General features: G+C 60.3%; 11 protein-coding genes and 1 pseudogene. 9 read left to right on the plus strand and 3 right to left on the minus strand.

The window, feature by feature from the left end; all coding sequences use genetic code 11:
- Window positions 1-4: 4 nt before the first annotated feature.
- The 3 genes from ELEN_RS10935 to ELEN_RS10945 are packed head-to-tail and all read right to left on the minus strand — an operon-like array spanning window position 5 to window position 5,595.
- Window positions 5-1,303, minus strand: a complete 1,299-nt coding sequence (locus tag ELEN_RS10935) for a trigger factor (RefSeq protein WP_015760989.1) — start codon at window positions 1,301-1,303, stop codon at window positions 5-7.
- 46 nt (window positions 1,304-1,349) lie between these two features.
- Entirely contained in the window at window positions 1,350-4,883 is a 3,534-nt protein-coding gene (locus ELEN_RS10940; protein ID WP_015760990.1) for an FtsX-like permease family protein, read from the minus strand.
- 10 nt (window positions 4,884-4,893) lie between these two features.
- Complete coding sequence (locus tag ELEN_RS10945; protein WP_009607900.1) at window positions 4,894-5,595, minus strand: ABC transporter ATP-binding protein; 702 nt, start codon at window positions 5,593-5,595, stop codon at window positions 4,894-4,896.
- Between ELEN_RS10945 and ELEN_RS16210 the strand changes: the two genes are divergently transcribed.
- The 9 genes and pseudogenes from ELEN_RS16210 to ELEN_RS10985 all read left to right on the plus strand — a co-directional run bounded on the left by ELEN_RS16210 (window position 5,594) and on the right by ELEN_RS10985 (window position 14,913).
- Complete coding sequence (locus ELEN_RS16210; RefSeq protein ID WP_139019509.1) at window positions 5,594-5,914, plus strand: Ldh family oxidoreductase; 321 nt, start codon at window positions 5,594-5,596, stop codon at window positions 5,912-5,914. The two genes, ELEN_RS10945 and ELEN_RS16210, sit on opposite strands and share 2 nt — an antisense overlap.
- A gap of 10 nt (window positions 5,915-5,924) precedes the next feature.
- Window positions 5,925-6,629, plus strand: a complete 705-nt coding sequence (locus ELEN_RS10950; RefSeq protein ID WP_015760991.1) for a response regulator transcription factor — start codon at window positions 5,925-5,927, stop codon at window positions 6,627-6,629.
- Window positions 6,601-8,211, plus strand: coding sequence for a sensor histidine kinase (locus tag ELEN_RS10955; protein ID WP_041691650.1), 1,611 nt, complete (start codon window positions 6,601-6,603; stop codon window positions 8,209-8,211). Before ELEN_RS10950 ends, ELEN_RS10955 begins: the two co-directional genes overlap by 29 nt.
- A 95-nt stretch (window positions 8,212-8,306) precedes the next feature.
- Window positions 8,307-9,212, plus strand: coding sequence for an SGNH/GDSL hydrolase family protein (locus ELEN_RS10960; RefSeq protein WP_015760993.1), 906 nt, complete (start codon window positions 8,307-8,309; stop codon window positions 9,210-9,212).
- A 90-nt stretch (window positions 9,213-9,302) separates the two neighbouring features.
- Window positions 9,303-10,844 (plus strand): annotated as a pseudogene (locus ELEN_RS10965) (amino acid adenylation domain-containing protein).
- Window positions 10,841-12,079 carry an alanine racemase gene (locus ELEN_RS10970; RefSeq protein ID WP_015760994.1) on the plus strand — a complete coding sequence of 413 codons (1,239 nt, stop codon included), beginning with the start codon at window positions 10,841-10,843 and terminating at the stop codon, window positions 12,077-12,079. The pseudogene ELEN_RS10965 and the gene ELEN_RS10970 overlap by 4 nt, the downstream one beginning before the upstream one ends.
- Entirely contained in the window at window positions 12,076-12,312 is a 237-nt protein-coding gene (locus ELEN_RS10975) for an acyl carrier protein (protein ID WP_009306369.1), read from the plus strand. Before ELEN_RS10970 ends, ELEN_RS10975 begins: the two co-directional genes overlap by 4 nt.
- A 34-nt stretch (window positions 12,313-12,346) precedes the next feature.
- Window positions 12,347-13,936 (plus strand): MBOAT family O-acyltransferase, encoded by a 1,590-nt coding sequence (locus ELEN_RS10980; RefSeq protein WP_009306370.1) that lies wholly within the window; start codon window positions 12,347-12,349, stop codon window positions 13,934-13,936.
- An 8-nt stretch (window positions 13,937-13,944) separates the two neighbouring features.
- On the plus strand, window positions 13,945-14,913 hold the full coding sequence (locus tag ELEN_RS10985; RefSeq protein WP_009306371.1) for a DUF362 domain-containing protein: 969 nt from the start codon (window positions 13,945-13,947) through the stop codon (window positions 14,911-14,913).
- The last annotated feature ends 156 nt before the right edge of the window (window positions 14,914-15,069 follow it).

Consider the following 15,069-nt stretch of genomic DNA (forward strand, 5'->3'; position numbering starts at 1 on the left):
CGGATTACTGCCGCTCCGCCAGCTGCTCCACGTTCACGATGGCATGATCGAGCAGCCACTGGTTCGCCTTCATGCGCTCGGCGGCCTCGCGCAGAGCGAAGCCGCGGCCGTTCTCCTGCATCTCGCGCTTCACGGCGTCCGGGTTCTGCGGGTTCATCGAACGGCAGGCGGCGTCGATGTCCTCGTCGGTGAGGGTCATCTTCTCGTGACGGAACAGCGCGTCCAGCGCGTAGCCCTGCACGAGCATCTCGCGGGTCTGCATCATCATGATCATGCCGAACTGCTGCTCGCCGCCCTGGCTTTGCACGAACTGCTCGAAGGGGATGCCCTGCTGCTGCAGCTGGCCGCGCAGGTTGGACACGAGCGTCTGCTGCATGGCCTCGTACACCTCGTCCTGAATGCGGCCCTCGAAACGCTTGGCCAGCTCGGATGCCGCAACCTGCAGCTTGTACGCCTCGTACTGGGCGCGACGGTCGGCCGTCAGGCGATCGGTTATGCCGCCGCGCAGAGCGGCCGCATCGCGGTACATGGGCAGGTTCTTGGCCACCCATTCGTCATCGATGGCGGGGACGACCTTTTTCTGCATCTCCTTGACGGTGACGGTGCAGTCGACGGTGTCGCCCTTGTCGTCGGCGTTCATGCCGGGCAGGTCGAAGGAGAACGACTTCGTTTCGCCCACGTTCATGCCGATGAGATGCTTCTCGAAGTCCTCGGGCATGAGGCCCATGCCGGTGAGGTACGTGCGGCCTTCGGTGGACAGGTTGTCCATCTTCTCGCCGTTCTGGAAGGCTTCGAGCGCCAGCAGGAAGCCGTCGCCTTTCTCCACCGGGTGCGGCTCGTCCGACACGAACTCCGCGTAGCTCTCGGCGATCTGCGCGATCTGCTCCTCGACCTCGGCCTGCTCGATCTCGAAAGGCGGCACGGTGATGGACACGGGCTCGTAGGACTTCAGCTCGTAGTCGGGCTTCGGCGTGACGCGAACCTCGAACGAGAAGGTCTGGCCGCGTTTGAGCGGACCGGCGGCCTTCGGAAGAGCCGGGAACGCCGGCGTGATGTTGCGCTTGTCGATGGCGAACGGCACAAGGTACTCCACGGCCTGCTGCTGCACGATGGCGTCGAGGTCCTTGATGCCCAGCTGCTTCTCGACGGCCTGCTCCACGGACATGCCCGGCGTGGGCTGCACGCCCATCTGCTGGGCGAACCTGTACTGAGCCGCCGTGAGGGCATGGCTGACCTCGGCGGTGGAGGCTACGGCCTCCAGCAGGATGCGTCCGTCGTCGAGCTTCTTTTCGGTTACCTTCATGAAGAGTCCCCTTCTGTTTCGATCGTCAAGCGCTCATTGTAGCGCATTACTCGTTCGACTTGAGGCTTTCCACCATGTCGATGCGGCGCAACTTGCCGCGCATGGCCAGCATCACGAGCACGGTGAACAGCATGGTCAGCAGAAACGCCAACAGGAAGCTGGTCGGGTGTATGGCACGGCCGAACATGATCTGGTCCACCTCGGCCGTGACCACGACGAAGCCTTCCATCCACACGCCCAACACGAGACCGACCGCGCAGCCGATGGCCGCCAAGAGGAATATCTCGCGGAAGATGTAAGCGTTCATCTCGCGCGGCGTGAAGCCGAGCACCTTGAGGGTGGCGATCTCGCGCATGCGCTCGGTGATGTTGATGTTCGTGAGGTTGTACAGCACGATGAACGCGAGCGCCGCCGCCGCGGTGACCAGCACCACGACGATCATGTTCACGCTCGACATCATGTCGCGGTACGCGTCGATGGTCTCGTCGTTGTACGCCACGGTCTTCACGCCTCCTGCGGCCAGAAGGTCGTTCGAGAACTGCACGCGCAAGTCGGGGTCGGACGTGGTGACGGCCAGCACGGTGCGGTAGTCGGGAGCCTTGCCCATAAGCTGCTCGTAGAGGGCAGGACCCATATAGGCGTAATGGTACACGTAGTTCTCGACGATGCCCGTGACCGTGGCCTCGTATGACGTGCCGGTCGCGTTGCCGATGGCATCCTGCTCGGTCAGCGTGACGGCATCGCCTGCGCGCACGCCCAACTCCGCCGCCAGCTTCTCGGTGAGCACGAGGCCGTCGTCGTCCAGCTTCACCGGATGATGGCCGACGCGGGTGTTCAAGGCCACGAAGCGGTCGAACGATGCCGGATCCTCGGGCACGACCAGCTCCATGCGCTTGTCTTGCTCGTCCGGCCCGCCGGCCAGCATGTTCTGCCGCATGACCAGCGTATGCGCGGTGACGAGCGAGCCGTCGTCGAGCAGGTCGTCGATACGCCGCTGCTCTTCGCTTGATAGGTCGTCCGCCAGCGTAACGACGGCGTTGTACTTCGTGATCTCGCCGAACTGCTTGTCGATTATATCGTTGATGGCGTTGGACAACCCGAGACCCGTCAGCAAGAGCGCCGTGCAGCCCGCGATGCCGATGACCGTCATGACGAAGCGCTTCTTGTAGCGGAACAGGTTGCGGAACGTCACTTTCCACGAGAACGAGAGATGCCGCCACAGCGGACCGATGCGTTCGAGTACTATGCGCTTGCCCGCCTTCGGAGCGCGCGGCAGCATGAGCTGCGCCGGGCGCTCGCGCAAGGTGGCGGCGACGGCGGCCCAGGTGGCGAACAGCGTGACGCCGACGCCGAGCCCGGCTGCAAGCCCGGCGAACCCAGGATCGACGGGCAGCGGCAGCGGCAGCTCGGGCACGAAGTATATGATGCCGTAGGCCTTCATGATGACGGCGGGCAGCACTTGGGACAGCGCGAGGATGCCCAGAATGCTGCCGATCCCACTGGCCGCGGCTGCGTATGCGAGGTATTTGGAGGCGATGCGCGTGCGACGGTAGCCAAGCGCCTTGAACGTGCCGATGAGAGCACGCTCCTCCTCCACCATGCGCGTCATGGTAGTGAGGGCCACGAGAGCCGCCACGAGGAAGAAGATGAACGGGAACACCGCGGCGATGCTGTCCACGCGGTCGGCGTCCGCCTCGAAGCTGGCTGCACCGTAGTTCGCCGTGCGGTCCATGACCAGCCATTCGGGGCGCTCCAGATCGTCGATCTGCTTCTGGGCGTCGTCGAGACGACACTCGGCGTCCGCCAGCTGCGCATCGGCGTCGGATTTCTTCTGCTCGTATTCGGCGAGGCCGCTGTCGTAGTCGGCGCGACCTTGTTCGAGCTGGGCGCGGCCGTCCTGCAGCCGAGAGGCGGCGTCGTCGAGCTGCTGCTGAGCCGCGGCGATCTGCGCGTCGGCTTGCGAGCGCGATGAGGCGAGATCGGCGCGCGCCTGATCAAGCTTCCGGGCGCTCGCGTCGAACTGAGCCTTCCCCCCTTCATAGGCGGCCTGCTGCTGTTCGAGCTCGACCTTGGAAGAGTCCAGGGCGTCCTGCTTGCCCTGGAGCTCGGCACGCGCTGCCTCCAGCTTGGGCTTCTGCACGTTGACGAGATCGTCGAGGGTGGCCTGGACGAGAGCCATCTGCGCCCGGAGATCCTGCTGTTGCGCTTTGAGGGCATCTTGCTCGGCGCGCAGTTCGGCGATCTTCTGCGCGTCCTTGTCGGGATCGAGCTGCTTGATCTGCTCCTCCAGCGCGTCGATGCCCTTCTGGATCCGGTCGACGCCGGCCGCTGCGTCGGCGACGCCGGCCTGCGCCCGAGTTATGCCCGCGTCAAGCTCGTCGGATCGCCGCTGCCAATCGCCCCACGCCGCCGCGAGGGCGTCGGCGCCCTGTTGCCACTGAGCCCGGGCCGCTTGGAGCTGCCCTGCGGCATCATCCAACTGCGGGCGCTGCGCGTCGAGCTGCGCCTGCCCGTCGGCTATCTGCCGTTCGGCATCGTCCAGCTGCGCCTGAGCACTCGCACGCTGGCTCGCCAGCTCGGACGCGCCGCTGTCGTAGGCCGCCTGGCCGTCGGCCAGCTCCTGCTCGCTTGCGGCGATCGTCGCGGCGGCATCGTCGAGCTGGCGCTTCGCATCGTCCAGTTGCGACTGCGCGTCGGCCCTCTCGCCCTCGTAGTCGGCGCGCTTCTCGTCGAGCTCCTTCTGCGCATCGGACTTCAGCTGATCGACACGTGCCTGCTCGCGCTCGGGCGCAAGCGCCTTGATGCGATCCGCCACTTCGTCTACGAGCCGCTGGTAGGCGTCGCTCGACGCGCGTTCGTTCGCCGCCCCGCGCACCGTGAGGTACGCCTCGGTATAGGGAAGATCGGCCGAGAAGTCGCTCTCGGGCACGTACATATACTGTTGGATGGAGCCCGAACCCAGCGTGGTCTCGCCCATGCTCGAAGACGTTGCGTAGTACGGAGCGTTCACAAAGCCCGTCACCGTGTACGTGCGCGTGACGAGGGTCTGGTCCACGTCCTGCACGCCCTCGGTGATGGTCAGCGTGTCGCCGACGGCGATGGCGTCGTTCTCCACGAGGTTGGCCGACAGCACGCACTCCCCCGTCTTCTGCGGCCACGAACCCCGGACGAGGAGGGGACGGTTCAGATAGTCGGGGTCGTCGGAACGCGCATGCACGCCGTCGGAGGTGTCGCTCGTGCGCGCCGCATCGGGCAGCGAATGCACGCGCGTGGCGTACTGTTCGCCGTCGATGGACGCCATGACGTCGGTCTCGCGCGCGGGCATCACGGCCTCGACTCCCTCGACGTGGCGCAGCACCGCGATGTCGTCGTCGGTGAGGCCGAGGGTCGAAAGCACGCGGATGTCCATGAGCGACGTGCCGTCGAAGTACTCGTCGGCCGCCAGCTTCATATCGGGCGCGGTCATGCGCAGGCCGGCGTAGAAGCCCGTCCCCAGCGCGACGATGGCCGCGATGGCCAGGAAGCGCCCGAGCGAGTGGGTGATCGAACGCAGGGTCTCAGTGTTGAACGCGCTTTTCACGACGCGCCGGCTACCACTCGATCGCCTCGGCGGAAACAGGCGCTTCGTTCACTTCGACGCCCGCAACGCGTCCTTCGCGGATGTGGATCACCCGGTCGGCGATGGCGGTGAACGCGGAGTTGTGCGTGATGAGCACCACCGTCTTGCCCGTGTCGAAGCACGTGTCCTGCAACAGCTTCAGGATGGCCTTGCCCGTGCGGTAATCGAGCGCGCCGGTGGGCTCGTCGCACAGCAGGAGCTTAGGGTTCTTCGCCAGCGCACGGGCGATGGCCACGCGCTGCTGCTCGCCGCCGGAAAGCTGCGCCGGGAAGTTGTCCAGGCGATGGCCCAGGCCCACCTGCTTGAGCACGGTTCCCGCATCGAGCGGATCCTTGCAGATCTGGCTGGCAAGCTCCACGTTCTCAAGCGCCGTGAGGTTCTGCACGAGATTGTAGAACTGGAAGACGAACCCGATATCGTAGCGACGGTAGTACGTGAGCTCCTTCTCGGAGAATGCGCTGATCTCGCGACCGTCGAGCATGATGGTTCCCGACGAGCAGGCGTCCATCCCGCCCAACATGTTCAAAAGCGTCGTCTTGCCCGCGCCCGAGGGGCCCACGACCACGACGAGCTCGCCGCGCTCGATGTCGAAGGTCATGCCGTCGACGGCAGCCACCTCCACCTCGCCCATGCGGTACACCTTGCGCACGTCGCGAAACTCCACGAACGCCATGTCGCCCTTCTTCCGTCAGCCCGAATACCGGTTTCCCTCACCATACACGAACCCACATCCCAACGCCAGCGACAACACGCCTGCCCTGCGAACAAATTCCACGGATCCGATCAACGGCTCGCAGCTTGCCGGATGCAATGCGCAGGTTATGGCAAAAGTGCGAGATTTCTTGTTCTTTCAATCCCCCTATGACCTCAAGGCCGCCAGTCATGGTATTTCTTTGCTCGAACGTTATCTTGATGGGCTGCGTCCTGGCAATACGAATCCAAGCCGCTCCCCCTCCCTGCAAGAGCAAAGCGTGATCTCGCTACTCTTTTGAAAGGCTCGTCATGAATGAGACGGTTCTCATAGTCGAAGACGATTCGGATATTATCGAAATCCTGAGCCTCTATCTATGCGGTAGCGACTACCAAGTCGAAACCGCTGCGAACGGAAAGCTGGGACTCGAGCTGCTTGAGCGCAAGTCCCCTTCCGTCATACTCGTGGATTTGATGATGCCCGAAATGAACGGGTTTGACTTCATCAAGGAAGCTCGCTCAGTTTCGAACGCGCCCATCATCATCATTTCGGCGCGCAGTCAGCCCACCGACAAGATGCTCGGCTTGGATTTGGGTGCCGACGGGTACATCACGAAGCCGTTCGACCCGATCGAAGTGCTGGCCTACATTCGCGCGGTTCTCAGACGCTGCAATGCATTGTCCGCAAGCGGCCCAAGCAACATTTCACCAGACGGTTCGGTCGTGCGCATGGGCGCCATAGAATTCGACAAAGAGTCCTTGATCGTTCGGAAGAACAGCAACGTGGTTTCCTTTACGGCCTCAGAATTGAAGATATTCAGCAAACTGTTCTCCTCGCCCGGCCGCGTGTACACGAAGGCGCAATTGTACGAACTGATCAGCGCTTCCTCGCATGGCGGAGGCGAGGACAGCATCATGGTTCACATATCCAACATCCGCTCTAAGATAGAAGACGATCCCAACAATCCGGCGCATATCGTTACGGTTCGTGGATTGGGATATCGTTTTGAGGGCTGATGCGACATCGGTGAAGCTGGGGGTGGAGTCGCTGCTTTCCAGCTTGGCGTTTCGGTGCATGTCGATCGTGCTTGTTTATGCGGTCTTGATCATGGGCCTGTTTTCGGCTGTCGGCTACCTCGCGGACTCGCGCCTCAACAGCGCGTTTCCTTCCATCGACGATCTGGAGGAAAACAGGGTCGCGCTGGAAAACGACTCTTTCAACGAATTGAGAAACTCAATACCGCCATCTGCTCAGATGGTGATATTCGATCAGAACGGGAACCGCCTCTATGCCAGCGATGACGATGTCGCCAAATCGATCGACGCCAACGACCTGGAAATCATCAACGGAACCGAAGAAGATCAGGTGTTCTACGAGGTTTTGCAGCGCTTCGATGCCCGCTACGGCACCGTGTATGAAATAAACTTATGCGGAATGAGCGGGATCGGGAGTTCGAAGATAGTCTTATCCTCATGCGTTTGCAAGCTTGATGGAACGATCGTCGAAGGCGACCTGTTCGCCGGTCGAGAATCGCTGAGCAAGCGGGAGCTTTCCCTGATAAACGGGGAATTCAGCGCAAACAAATCTATCCAGAAGCTCGAATACGTTACCGTCGACAATCAGCCCCGCACCCTTGTTTTTATCTCCTCGAATGTGAGCGAAGCAACATACGATGAGCTGATCAGCCAAAACGGGATGATTTGGCTTTCTTCTATCCCTGTCGCGGTTGCCTTCACGGCAATTGCCGCCGTGGTGCTCGTGAGAATGATACGCAGGGCGGCAAAGCCGCTCGACGCTGCCATTACCGCATGCAAGGAAGGCGGCGAAAGCCCCGACGGCATGCATCGCGTTCCAGCTGAGCTGGTGCCGACATACGATAATTTTCTCGAGCTGATGGAGGAGCTTAAGGCCGCGCAAAACGACAAGCAGCGCATCGTTTCGGATATTTCGCATGATCTGAAAACGCCGTTGACGGTGATAAGGGGGTATGCGCAGGCATTTGAGGACGGATGCGTGCCGCCCGAAAAAGCCGGAGAGTATCTGAGGGCAATGAAGGAAAAAACGGACGAAGCCTCCCAGCTCATCGATTCGCTGTTTCTTTACGCCAAAACGAACCACCCCTCGTACATCCCTCAGCTTGTGCGGATGGACGTTTGCGAAGCGGTTCGTCGCATTGCGGTGGAAATGCTTCCGACTATCGAACAGCGCGCCTGCCGCCTTGACGCGGCAATCCCCGACGATCCCATTTGGGTGCGCGCCGACGGCTCGTTGCTGGCGCGCGTGCTTGGCAACCTGATCAACAATGCATGCGTGCATAATCCTGGCGGCGTTACCGTTCGATTGACCTGCAAACGCACTGAAAGCGAGGCGGTGATCGCCGTAGCGGATGACGGCGCGGGAATTCCCGAATCCATACGCGACCATGTGTTCGAACCGTTTGTGACCAGCAATGACGCACGCGAATCGGGCAAGGGCACCGGCTTGGGGCTTTCCATTGCCAAACGTTTCATAGACTTGCAGGGTGGAACGATTGCCGTTTCAGCTCAGCCCGAAGAAGACTTCGAAACCGAGATCGTCGTGACTCTTCCGCTGGCATAGCCCCTTTCGTTAAGAAACCTTAAGGCTGTCTTCAGCCTAAGCAAAGGATGGCTTTTCATAGTGAAAAGCGTATGTCCTTTGCTTGAAGGAGAGCTATGAAGAATCCTCTGATACGCTGCGTCGCGCTGCTTGCGCTGCTGCTTGGCCACATCGGACTGGCGGGATGCGCCGCAACCCAGGAAAAGCATGCTGAAAACGATTCGATCGACAACGAATTGGCGGACGCGAGATACGATGAGCCCGAAGAGCGCGTTTTGGTCTCAGACGATCGGAGCAACGGAAAAGCGTCGAAGGAGATAGTTTGCTGGGGCGACAGCATGACCGAAGGAGCCGGTCGCGATCCAGCCGTGATCGCGACCGGCGACGGCGTCTTCGATGCCAGCTATCTGTCGTATCCTGACGTACTTCAAAAACTGACGGGTATGACCACCTGCAATTTCGGCGTGTCGGGCGCGACATCCGAAGAGATCGGCATTATGCAAGGAGCCATCGAGGCCGATGACGAGGACGAGCGCCTCTTCATCGATGAGGAAGTGGCCGAGCTGGCAAAACAGCATACGGGAACGATACTGGTGCTGGAAATGGGAAGCAACGGCGGCTGGGATGGCGATTACGCAACGCTCATAGAGCAGTACCATGCGATCATCGAAAACTCCGGATGCGAGAACTTCATCATCATCGGCGACACCGACGACCCCGGAACTTCGTTCGGCGATCCAAGTCAAGAGGCTTTCGAGCCGGGCGAGACCGGCCGTCAAACCGAGTGGGAGGCCACGCTGACCGCAGAATTCGGCGACCGCTTTATCAACATGCGCCAGTTTCTCATCGATAACGGGTTGGCGATCGCAGGGCTTACGCCCACCCGAGAAGATGCAGAAGATGCTGCCGTAGGCTGCATATCCCTGCAGCTACGCTCAGACTGGACCCATTTGAATTCTTACGGATACTACGCAAAGGCGCAGGCGGTGTACCAGAGAGGCGTTCAATTGGGCTATTGGTAAACCCAAAGAAACCTTTAGAAAGCGTTTAGGAAACGAAAAGGTTGCTCTCTTACTGTGGAACACGAGGCAAATACGTAAGAGAGGTTTCCCATGAAATCCAAGAGCAATGTGCTGGAGTATCTGGCCGAGGCCGCGAAGCAGCGGCCCGGCGATACGGCCGTTGTCGACGAGTTCGGCAACTATACCTACAAGCAGTTGCAGGACGATAGCGCAGCGTACGGCGCAGCGCTATCCGAATACGACGTGGCAAATCGGGGCGTGGTCATCATGGTGGAAAAATGCTATGACACACTTGCCATCATGCTGGGCACGCTGTTCGCATCCGGATATTACGTGCCGGTCGATCCATCGGTTCCCCCCGTGCGACTTGCGCACATCGTCGCGACATTGGGAAGCCCGCTCTTGGTGGCCGACGAGGAAGCCCTGCGGGGCCTTCAACTCGAAGACGCGTGCAAGATCGTTTCCTTGGAGGAGCTGCATAGCCAGCGCGCCGGGATACAGCAGCGCGACGCGGTCGAGCCGGCATCGCTTTCGATCGATCCGGCATACGTTCTGTTCACCTCCGGATCAACGGGCGTCCCCAAAGGCGTAGTTGTCAGCCATGGAGCCATCATCAGCTTCATCGACGAATTCGTTTCGGAATTCGAATTCGACCGCAGCGATCGGTTCGCAAACCAAGCGCCATTCGACTTCGACGTGTCCGTCAAAGATATTTTCGGAAGCTTGGCGGTGGGAGCGACGCTCGTCATCGTGCCGCGTCGCTTGTTCATGCAGCCGAAAGCCTTGGTTGAGTTTCTGGACGAGCAGCGCGTGACCGTGATGGTTTGAGCGGTCGCGGCTTTGTGCATGGTGAACACATTTCGCGCAATTACAAGCGATTCGCTTACCACGGTTCGAAAAGTGCTGTTCAGCGGCGAGGTAATGCCACTTGCCCACTTGAAATCCCTGCTTGCGTCTTTGCCGGACGCCGAGTTCGTCAACCTGTACGGCCCAACCGAGATCACCTGCAACTGCCTGTACCATCGCGTCGACCGCGCAAAAGACGGCGCCGCCGAGCTTCCCCTGGGAAAAGCACTCGGGCACTGCGAAGTCCTAGCGGTCGACGAGGAGGGACGGCGCATCGTCGAGCCGGGCCAGAAAGGCGAGATCATCGTGCGAGGACCCTCGTTGGCGTTGGGTTATATCGGCAATCGAGAAGCGACGGAAAAGGCGTTTGCGCCCAATCCCCTCAATTCCCTTTACGGCGAGCGCGTGTACCGCACGGGAGACAGCGCGATGCTGACGGACGAAGGCGATCTGGTCTTTTGCGGTCGCAAAGACAATCAGATCAAGTACCGAGGGCACCGAATCGAGCTGGAAGAGATCGACAAGGCGTTCGAAGGGTTCTCCGACGTCGACAGGTGCCGATGCGCCTTCGATTCCAAAAAGAACCGGCTATGCGCGTTCTACGAAGGAACGGCTTGCGAGAAAGAGCTTCCCGGTCGGGCGGCATCATTGCTTCCCGCTTTCATGAGGCCGACGCGCATCGCGAAGGTGCCGAGCATGCCGCTGAACAAGAACGGGAAGGTGGACCGTGCGATGCTCCTGGAATCGCACGGCGAACCGGCGAAGCGCGAGAGGGCTGATCGATGATGATAGACGACGCAACGCTGCAAAACGCGCTGGATGCATGCCCGACGCCTTTGTACCTTTTCGACCATCAGGTTCTTAACGACCGAATCACCCGGTTGCGGGCATCGCTCCCCTCTCGCATCAAGCTCTGCTATGCGATGAAGGCGAACCCCTTCATCGTGCTGGAGGCGTCGGCTCTGGCGGATTGCGTAGAAGCATGCTCGCCGGGCGAGGTGCTCATCTGCGCGAACGCAGGCGTGCCGTTCGAGAAGATCGTGCTTTCGGGCGTGTGGAAGGATCGCCGCTGCTTGGACGATCTGTTCCAAGCGGATCGCATCCCCCATAGATTCACCATCGAGTCTTCCCAACAGTTGAAAGACCTGGTCGTACTCGCTAACGCGTATCGCAGGAGGGTGAACGTTCTTTTCAGACTGAGCAGCGAAAACCAATTCGGCGTAGACTCCGCCACGCTGAAAGAGCTGATTGCCGGCTGCAAAGACGACCCGTTCATCAGCATCCAGGGTATCCAGTACTACTCGGGCACGCAGAAAACGTCGCTCAAGAAGCTTGATAGAGAGTTGAACAAGCTGCACCGCATCGTGGCCGAAGTGGAAGCCGCTTGCTCGGTGAAGCTGAACGAGATCGAATACGGCCCCGGGCTTCCCGTCGAGTACTTCGACGAGGACGAGGAGCGGGCTCGCAGCGCGCAGGACGAACCCGTTGCCGAGCTTGCAACGCTGCTGGACGGTTTCCCTTTCGAGGGGGACGTCGTCCTCGAGCTGGGACGCAGCATCGCGGCTGATTGCGGAGCGTATCTGACCAGCGTCGTCGACGTCAAAACGACGAGCGGGCAAAACTACGCGATCGTCGACGGCGGCATGCATCAGATTTCGTACTACGGGCATTCGATGGCCATGAAGTCCCCGGTTTTCAGGAAGGTCGGCGCAACGGCCGGCGCTGCGCAGCCTTGGAACATCTGCGGAGCGCTTTGCACGGTCAACGACATCCTGGCCAAGCAAGCGCCGATCGTCGATTTGTCCGTGGGAGACGTGCTTGCGTTCTCTCGGGCAGGCGCCTACTGCGCAACGGAGGGTCGGGCGCTGTTTTTAAGCCGGGATCTTCCGTCGGTGGTCGTGCGCGACGTTTCGGGAAATATGCGCATTGCTCGGCATCGGCTGGAAACGGCCTCGTTCAATTCATCGAACGGGCCGCAGGATAGATCGACGGAACAGGACGAAAAGGAGAACGGACTATGAAAAATCAAGTTATCGACATTCTCGAAGACATCAACCCGGGCGTGGATCATGAGGCGCGCGTCGACCTCGTCGATTCGCGCTGCATCGATTCGCTGACGATGATCGCCTTCGTGGCCGAACTCGAAGATGCATTCGACGTCGAGATACCCCCCGTCGAGATCGTGCCCGACAATTTCAACTCGGTTGAGGCCGTATGCTCCCTGATGGCGCGCCTGCAAGCAGAGCAGGCTTAGCCTGCGCGAATCGCTCGAGTAGGGAATCATTTTAATGACGTCGTACTATTCCGCCCTTTTCTTCACGGCCTTTTTGCCGATTACGGTCATGTTGTACGGCATGGCGCCAAGGCGCTTTAGGTGGGCGGTGCTCCTGCTGGCCAGCTACGGCTTCTTCTTCGCGCTCAGCGGCGCGCTTATCGCGTTCGTCGCCCTGTCGACGGCAGTCGTGTACGCGTGCGCCCGCATGATGGGCGCCAACCTTGCAGAGAAGAACCGGCAACTGGCGACAGCCAGCTCGGGCAAACGCGAGATACGCGAGGCCTGCAAGCGGAAGAACCGCCGTATCGTCTTCGCGGCCGTCGTCGCCAATATCGGCATTCTGGCCGTCCTGAAATACTCGGGGTTCTTCGGGCTGTCGCTGGCTTCCACGCTGGCGGCGTTCGGCATTTCGATCGACCTTTCCATCCCCAGCTTCGCATTGCCCATCGGGATATCGTTTTACACGTTGATGGCCGTTTCATACGTTGTGGATGTGTATCGCGAACGCACGAAGGCCGACAAGAACCTTGGGCACGTGGCGCTGTTCCTGGCGTTTTTCCCAGGAATCATGGAAGGACCGCTCAGCAGATACAACGACGTTGCGCCCAGCCTTATCGCGGGCGAACCGCTTAATCGAAAGAACCTGTACGCAGGAACCTTGCGCATTATGTGGGGCATGGCGAAGAAGATCATCGTCGCGGACCGGCTGAACGCGTTCGTGAAGCCGGTGTTCGACAATTACGGTTCGTACGACGGAGGCGTCATAGCCTTAGCTGCGATCCTGTACACCATTCAGCTGTACTGCGATTTCTCAGGAACGATGGACGTCGCCCTGGGCATGGGCCGCGTGTTCAACGTAACGCTGCCCGAAAACTTCAGGCAGCCGTTCTTCTCCCGCACCGCCTCCGAATTCTGGCAACGTTGGCATATCACGCTGGGCCTGTGGTTCAAAGACTACGTGTACTACCCTATCTCGTTGTCCAAGCCATGCAAGATGCTGACGACCAAGGCGCGCAAGCGTTTCGGAAACAGATACGGTCCGCTTCTGGCAAGCTCCGTTGCGCTGTTCTGCGTGTGGATCGGCAACGGCTTGTGGCATGGCGCCGGCAGCCAGTACCTCTTCTTCGGTTTGTACTACTTCGTCCTGATCATGGCGGGCGGCTTGATCGAGCCTCCATGCGCGCGTGCGGCGCAGCACTTCGGCATCGACCGCAATAGCTGGCCTTATCGAACGTTCCAGACCGTCCGGACGCTGGCGATCATCTTCGTCGGCGAGCTGTTCTTTCGCTCCAACTCGCTTGAGGCGGGGCTTGCCATGATGGGACGGATTGCGGGCGATTTCACTATCGAAGCCTTTACGACGGGATCGGCGTTGCAAATCGGATTCGGCGTTGGCGACGGCCTCATCGTAACCTTGTTCATGATGCTGGTTCTCGCAGTAGGCGTAGCGAAGGAGCGGGGCTGCAATTTGTGGGAGTGGGCGACTGCGCAAAGCGCGCTCCTGAGATGGAGCCTCGTGATTCTTCTGTTCGTGGGAACCGTGACGTTCGGAGCTTACGGCCTTGGCTACACGCCGGTCGACCCGATGTACGCGCAGTTTTAGGAGCATGCATGAGAGCAGTGAAACTACGCAGCGCCTTCAAGGTGCTTGCGACCGCGGTTTTCGTGGCGGCTGCAACGCTCGGCCTTCTTTGGGCGGTATCGAGCGTCGTCCAGCCGAAAAACAACCAGAAGGAATTCGGCCAGGTTTCAGAAGCCGCCAACGGGATCTTCGGCGAGCCGGGCCGCTCCCTCGATGCGATATTCATCGGCGACAGCGAGGCGTACAGCTCGTTCTCCCCGTTGCAGATGTGGGAAGAGCATGGCTTCACCTCGTACGTGAGCGCTACGTCGGGTCAGCGATTGACGTACGGGTACCGATTGCTGGAAAAAGCGCTTCGTTCCCAAAAGCCCAAGGTCGTCGTATTCGAAACGAACTCCATCTACTCGCCGATCAAGCCGGATGACGCAGTTCTGAGCCTTTTCCAGAACAAGCTGCCCGTCTTCGAATACCACGATCGATGGAAGAGCCTGGATGCGCAAGACTTCTTAGGGAAGCCTTCGGCCACATGGAGCGACCCGCTGAAGGGGTTCGTCGTCAACCGCGGGGTGAATCCGGCCGACGCCGTCAATCACATGACGCCGAGCAGCGAGGCGCTGCCGGTAGACGTTGCGAACCGCCAGTACATAACCGCCATGGTCGAAGCTTGCAGAGCGAACGGCGCTACTCCCGTGTTCGTCAGCACGCCGAGCACGGTCAATTGGAACACGGCCAAACACAACGGCATGAGCGAGCTGGCCCGGGAACTCGGCGTCGACTATTACGACCTGAACGAGGGGCCCGACAAGGTTCCGATCGACTGGAGCACCGATACGCACGACAAAGGAGACCATCTGAACTTCGACGGAGCAACCAAAGTTTCGGCTTATATGGGAAAGCTCTTATCGGAAAAGTACGGACTTCCCGACCATCGTTCGGACAGCGCCTTTGACCGATGGAACGCATCGCTTGAAAGATACAAGCAGCAGATTGCCTCCTAGGCAAACCATCTTCAAGGAGGCCAGCCCCCTTTGCGCCCCTCGCGAACAGCTCGACCGCGGATCCGCGCATCTTCCCGTCATGCTCCGGCGACGTAAAGGAGCCTCCCGCCTCTCGAACTTTGCTTCCTTGTCCAAGAAACGGGAGGCGGTTCATAG

It is taken from the genome of Eggerthella lenta DSM 2243, from assembly GCF_000024265.1.
Taxonomy (GTDB): domain Bacteria; phylum Actinomycetota; class Coriobacteriia; order Coriobacteriales; family Eggerthellaceae; genus Eggerthella; species Eggerthella lenta.

What these genes read in the sequence shown, in the direction of transcription:
- ELEN_RS10935 (WP_015760989.1), bottom strand. Translation starts at nt 1,303, where the DNA reads ATGAAGGTAACCGAAAAGAAGCTCGACGACGGACGCATCCTGCTGGAG.
- ELEN_RS16210 (WP_139019509.1), top strand. Translation starts at nt 5,594, where the DNA reads ATGTCGCCCTTCTTCCGTCAGCCCGAATACCGGTTTCCCTCACCATAC.
- ELEN_RS10945 (WP_009607900.1), bottom strand. Translation starts at nt 5,595, where the DNA reads ATGGCGTTCGTGGAGTTTCGCGACGTGCGCAAGGTGTACCGCATGGGC.
- ELEN_RS10950 (WP_015760991.1), top strand. Translation starts at nt 5,925, where the DNA reads ATGAATGAGACGGTTCTCATAGTCGAAGACGATTCGGATATTATCGAA.
- ELEN_RS10960 (WP_015760993.1), top strand. Translation starts at nt 8,307, where the DNA reads ATGAAGAATCCTCTGATACGCTGCGTCGCGCTGCTTGCGCTGCTGCTT.
- ELEN_RS10970 (WP_015760994.1), top strand. Translation starts at nt 10,841, where the DNA reads ATGATGATAGACGACGCAACGCTGCAAAACGCGCTGGATGCATGCCCG.
- ELEN_RS10975 (WP_009306369.1), top strand. Translation starts at nt 12,076, where the DNA reads ATGAAAAATCAAGTTATCGACATTCTCGAAGACATCAACCCGGGCGTG.
- ELEN_RS10980 (WP_009306370.1), top strand. Translation starts at nt 12,347, where the DNA reads ATGACGTCGTACTATTCCGCCCTTTTCTTCACGGCCTTTTTGCCGATT.
- ELEN_RS10985 (WP_009306371.1), top strand. Translation starts at nt 13,945, where the DNA reads ATGAGAGCAGTGAAACTACGCAGCGCCTTCAAGGTGCTTGCGACCGCG.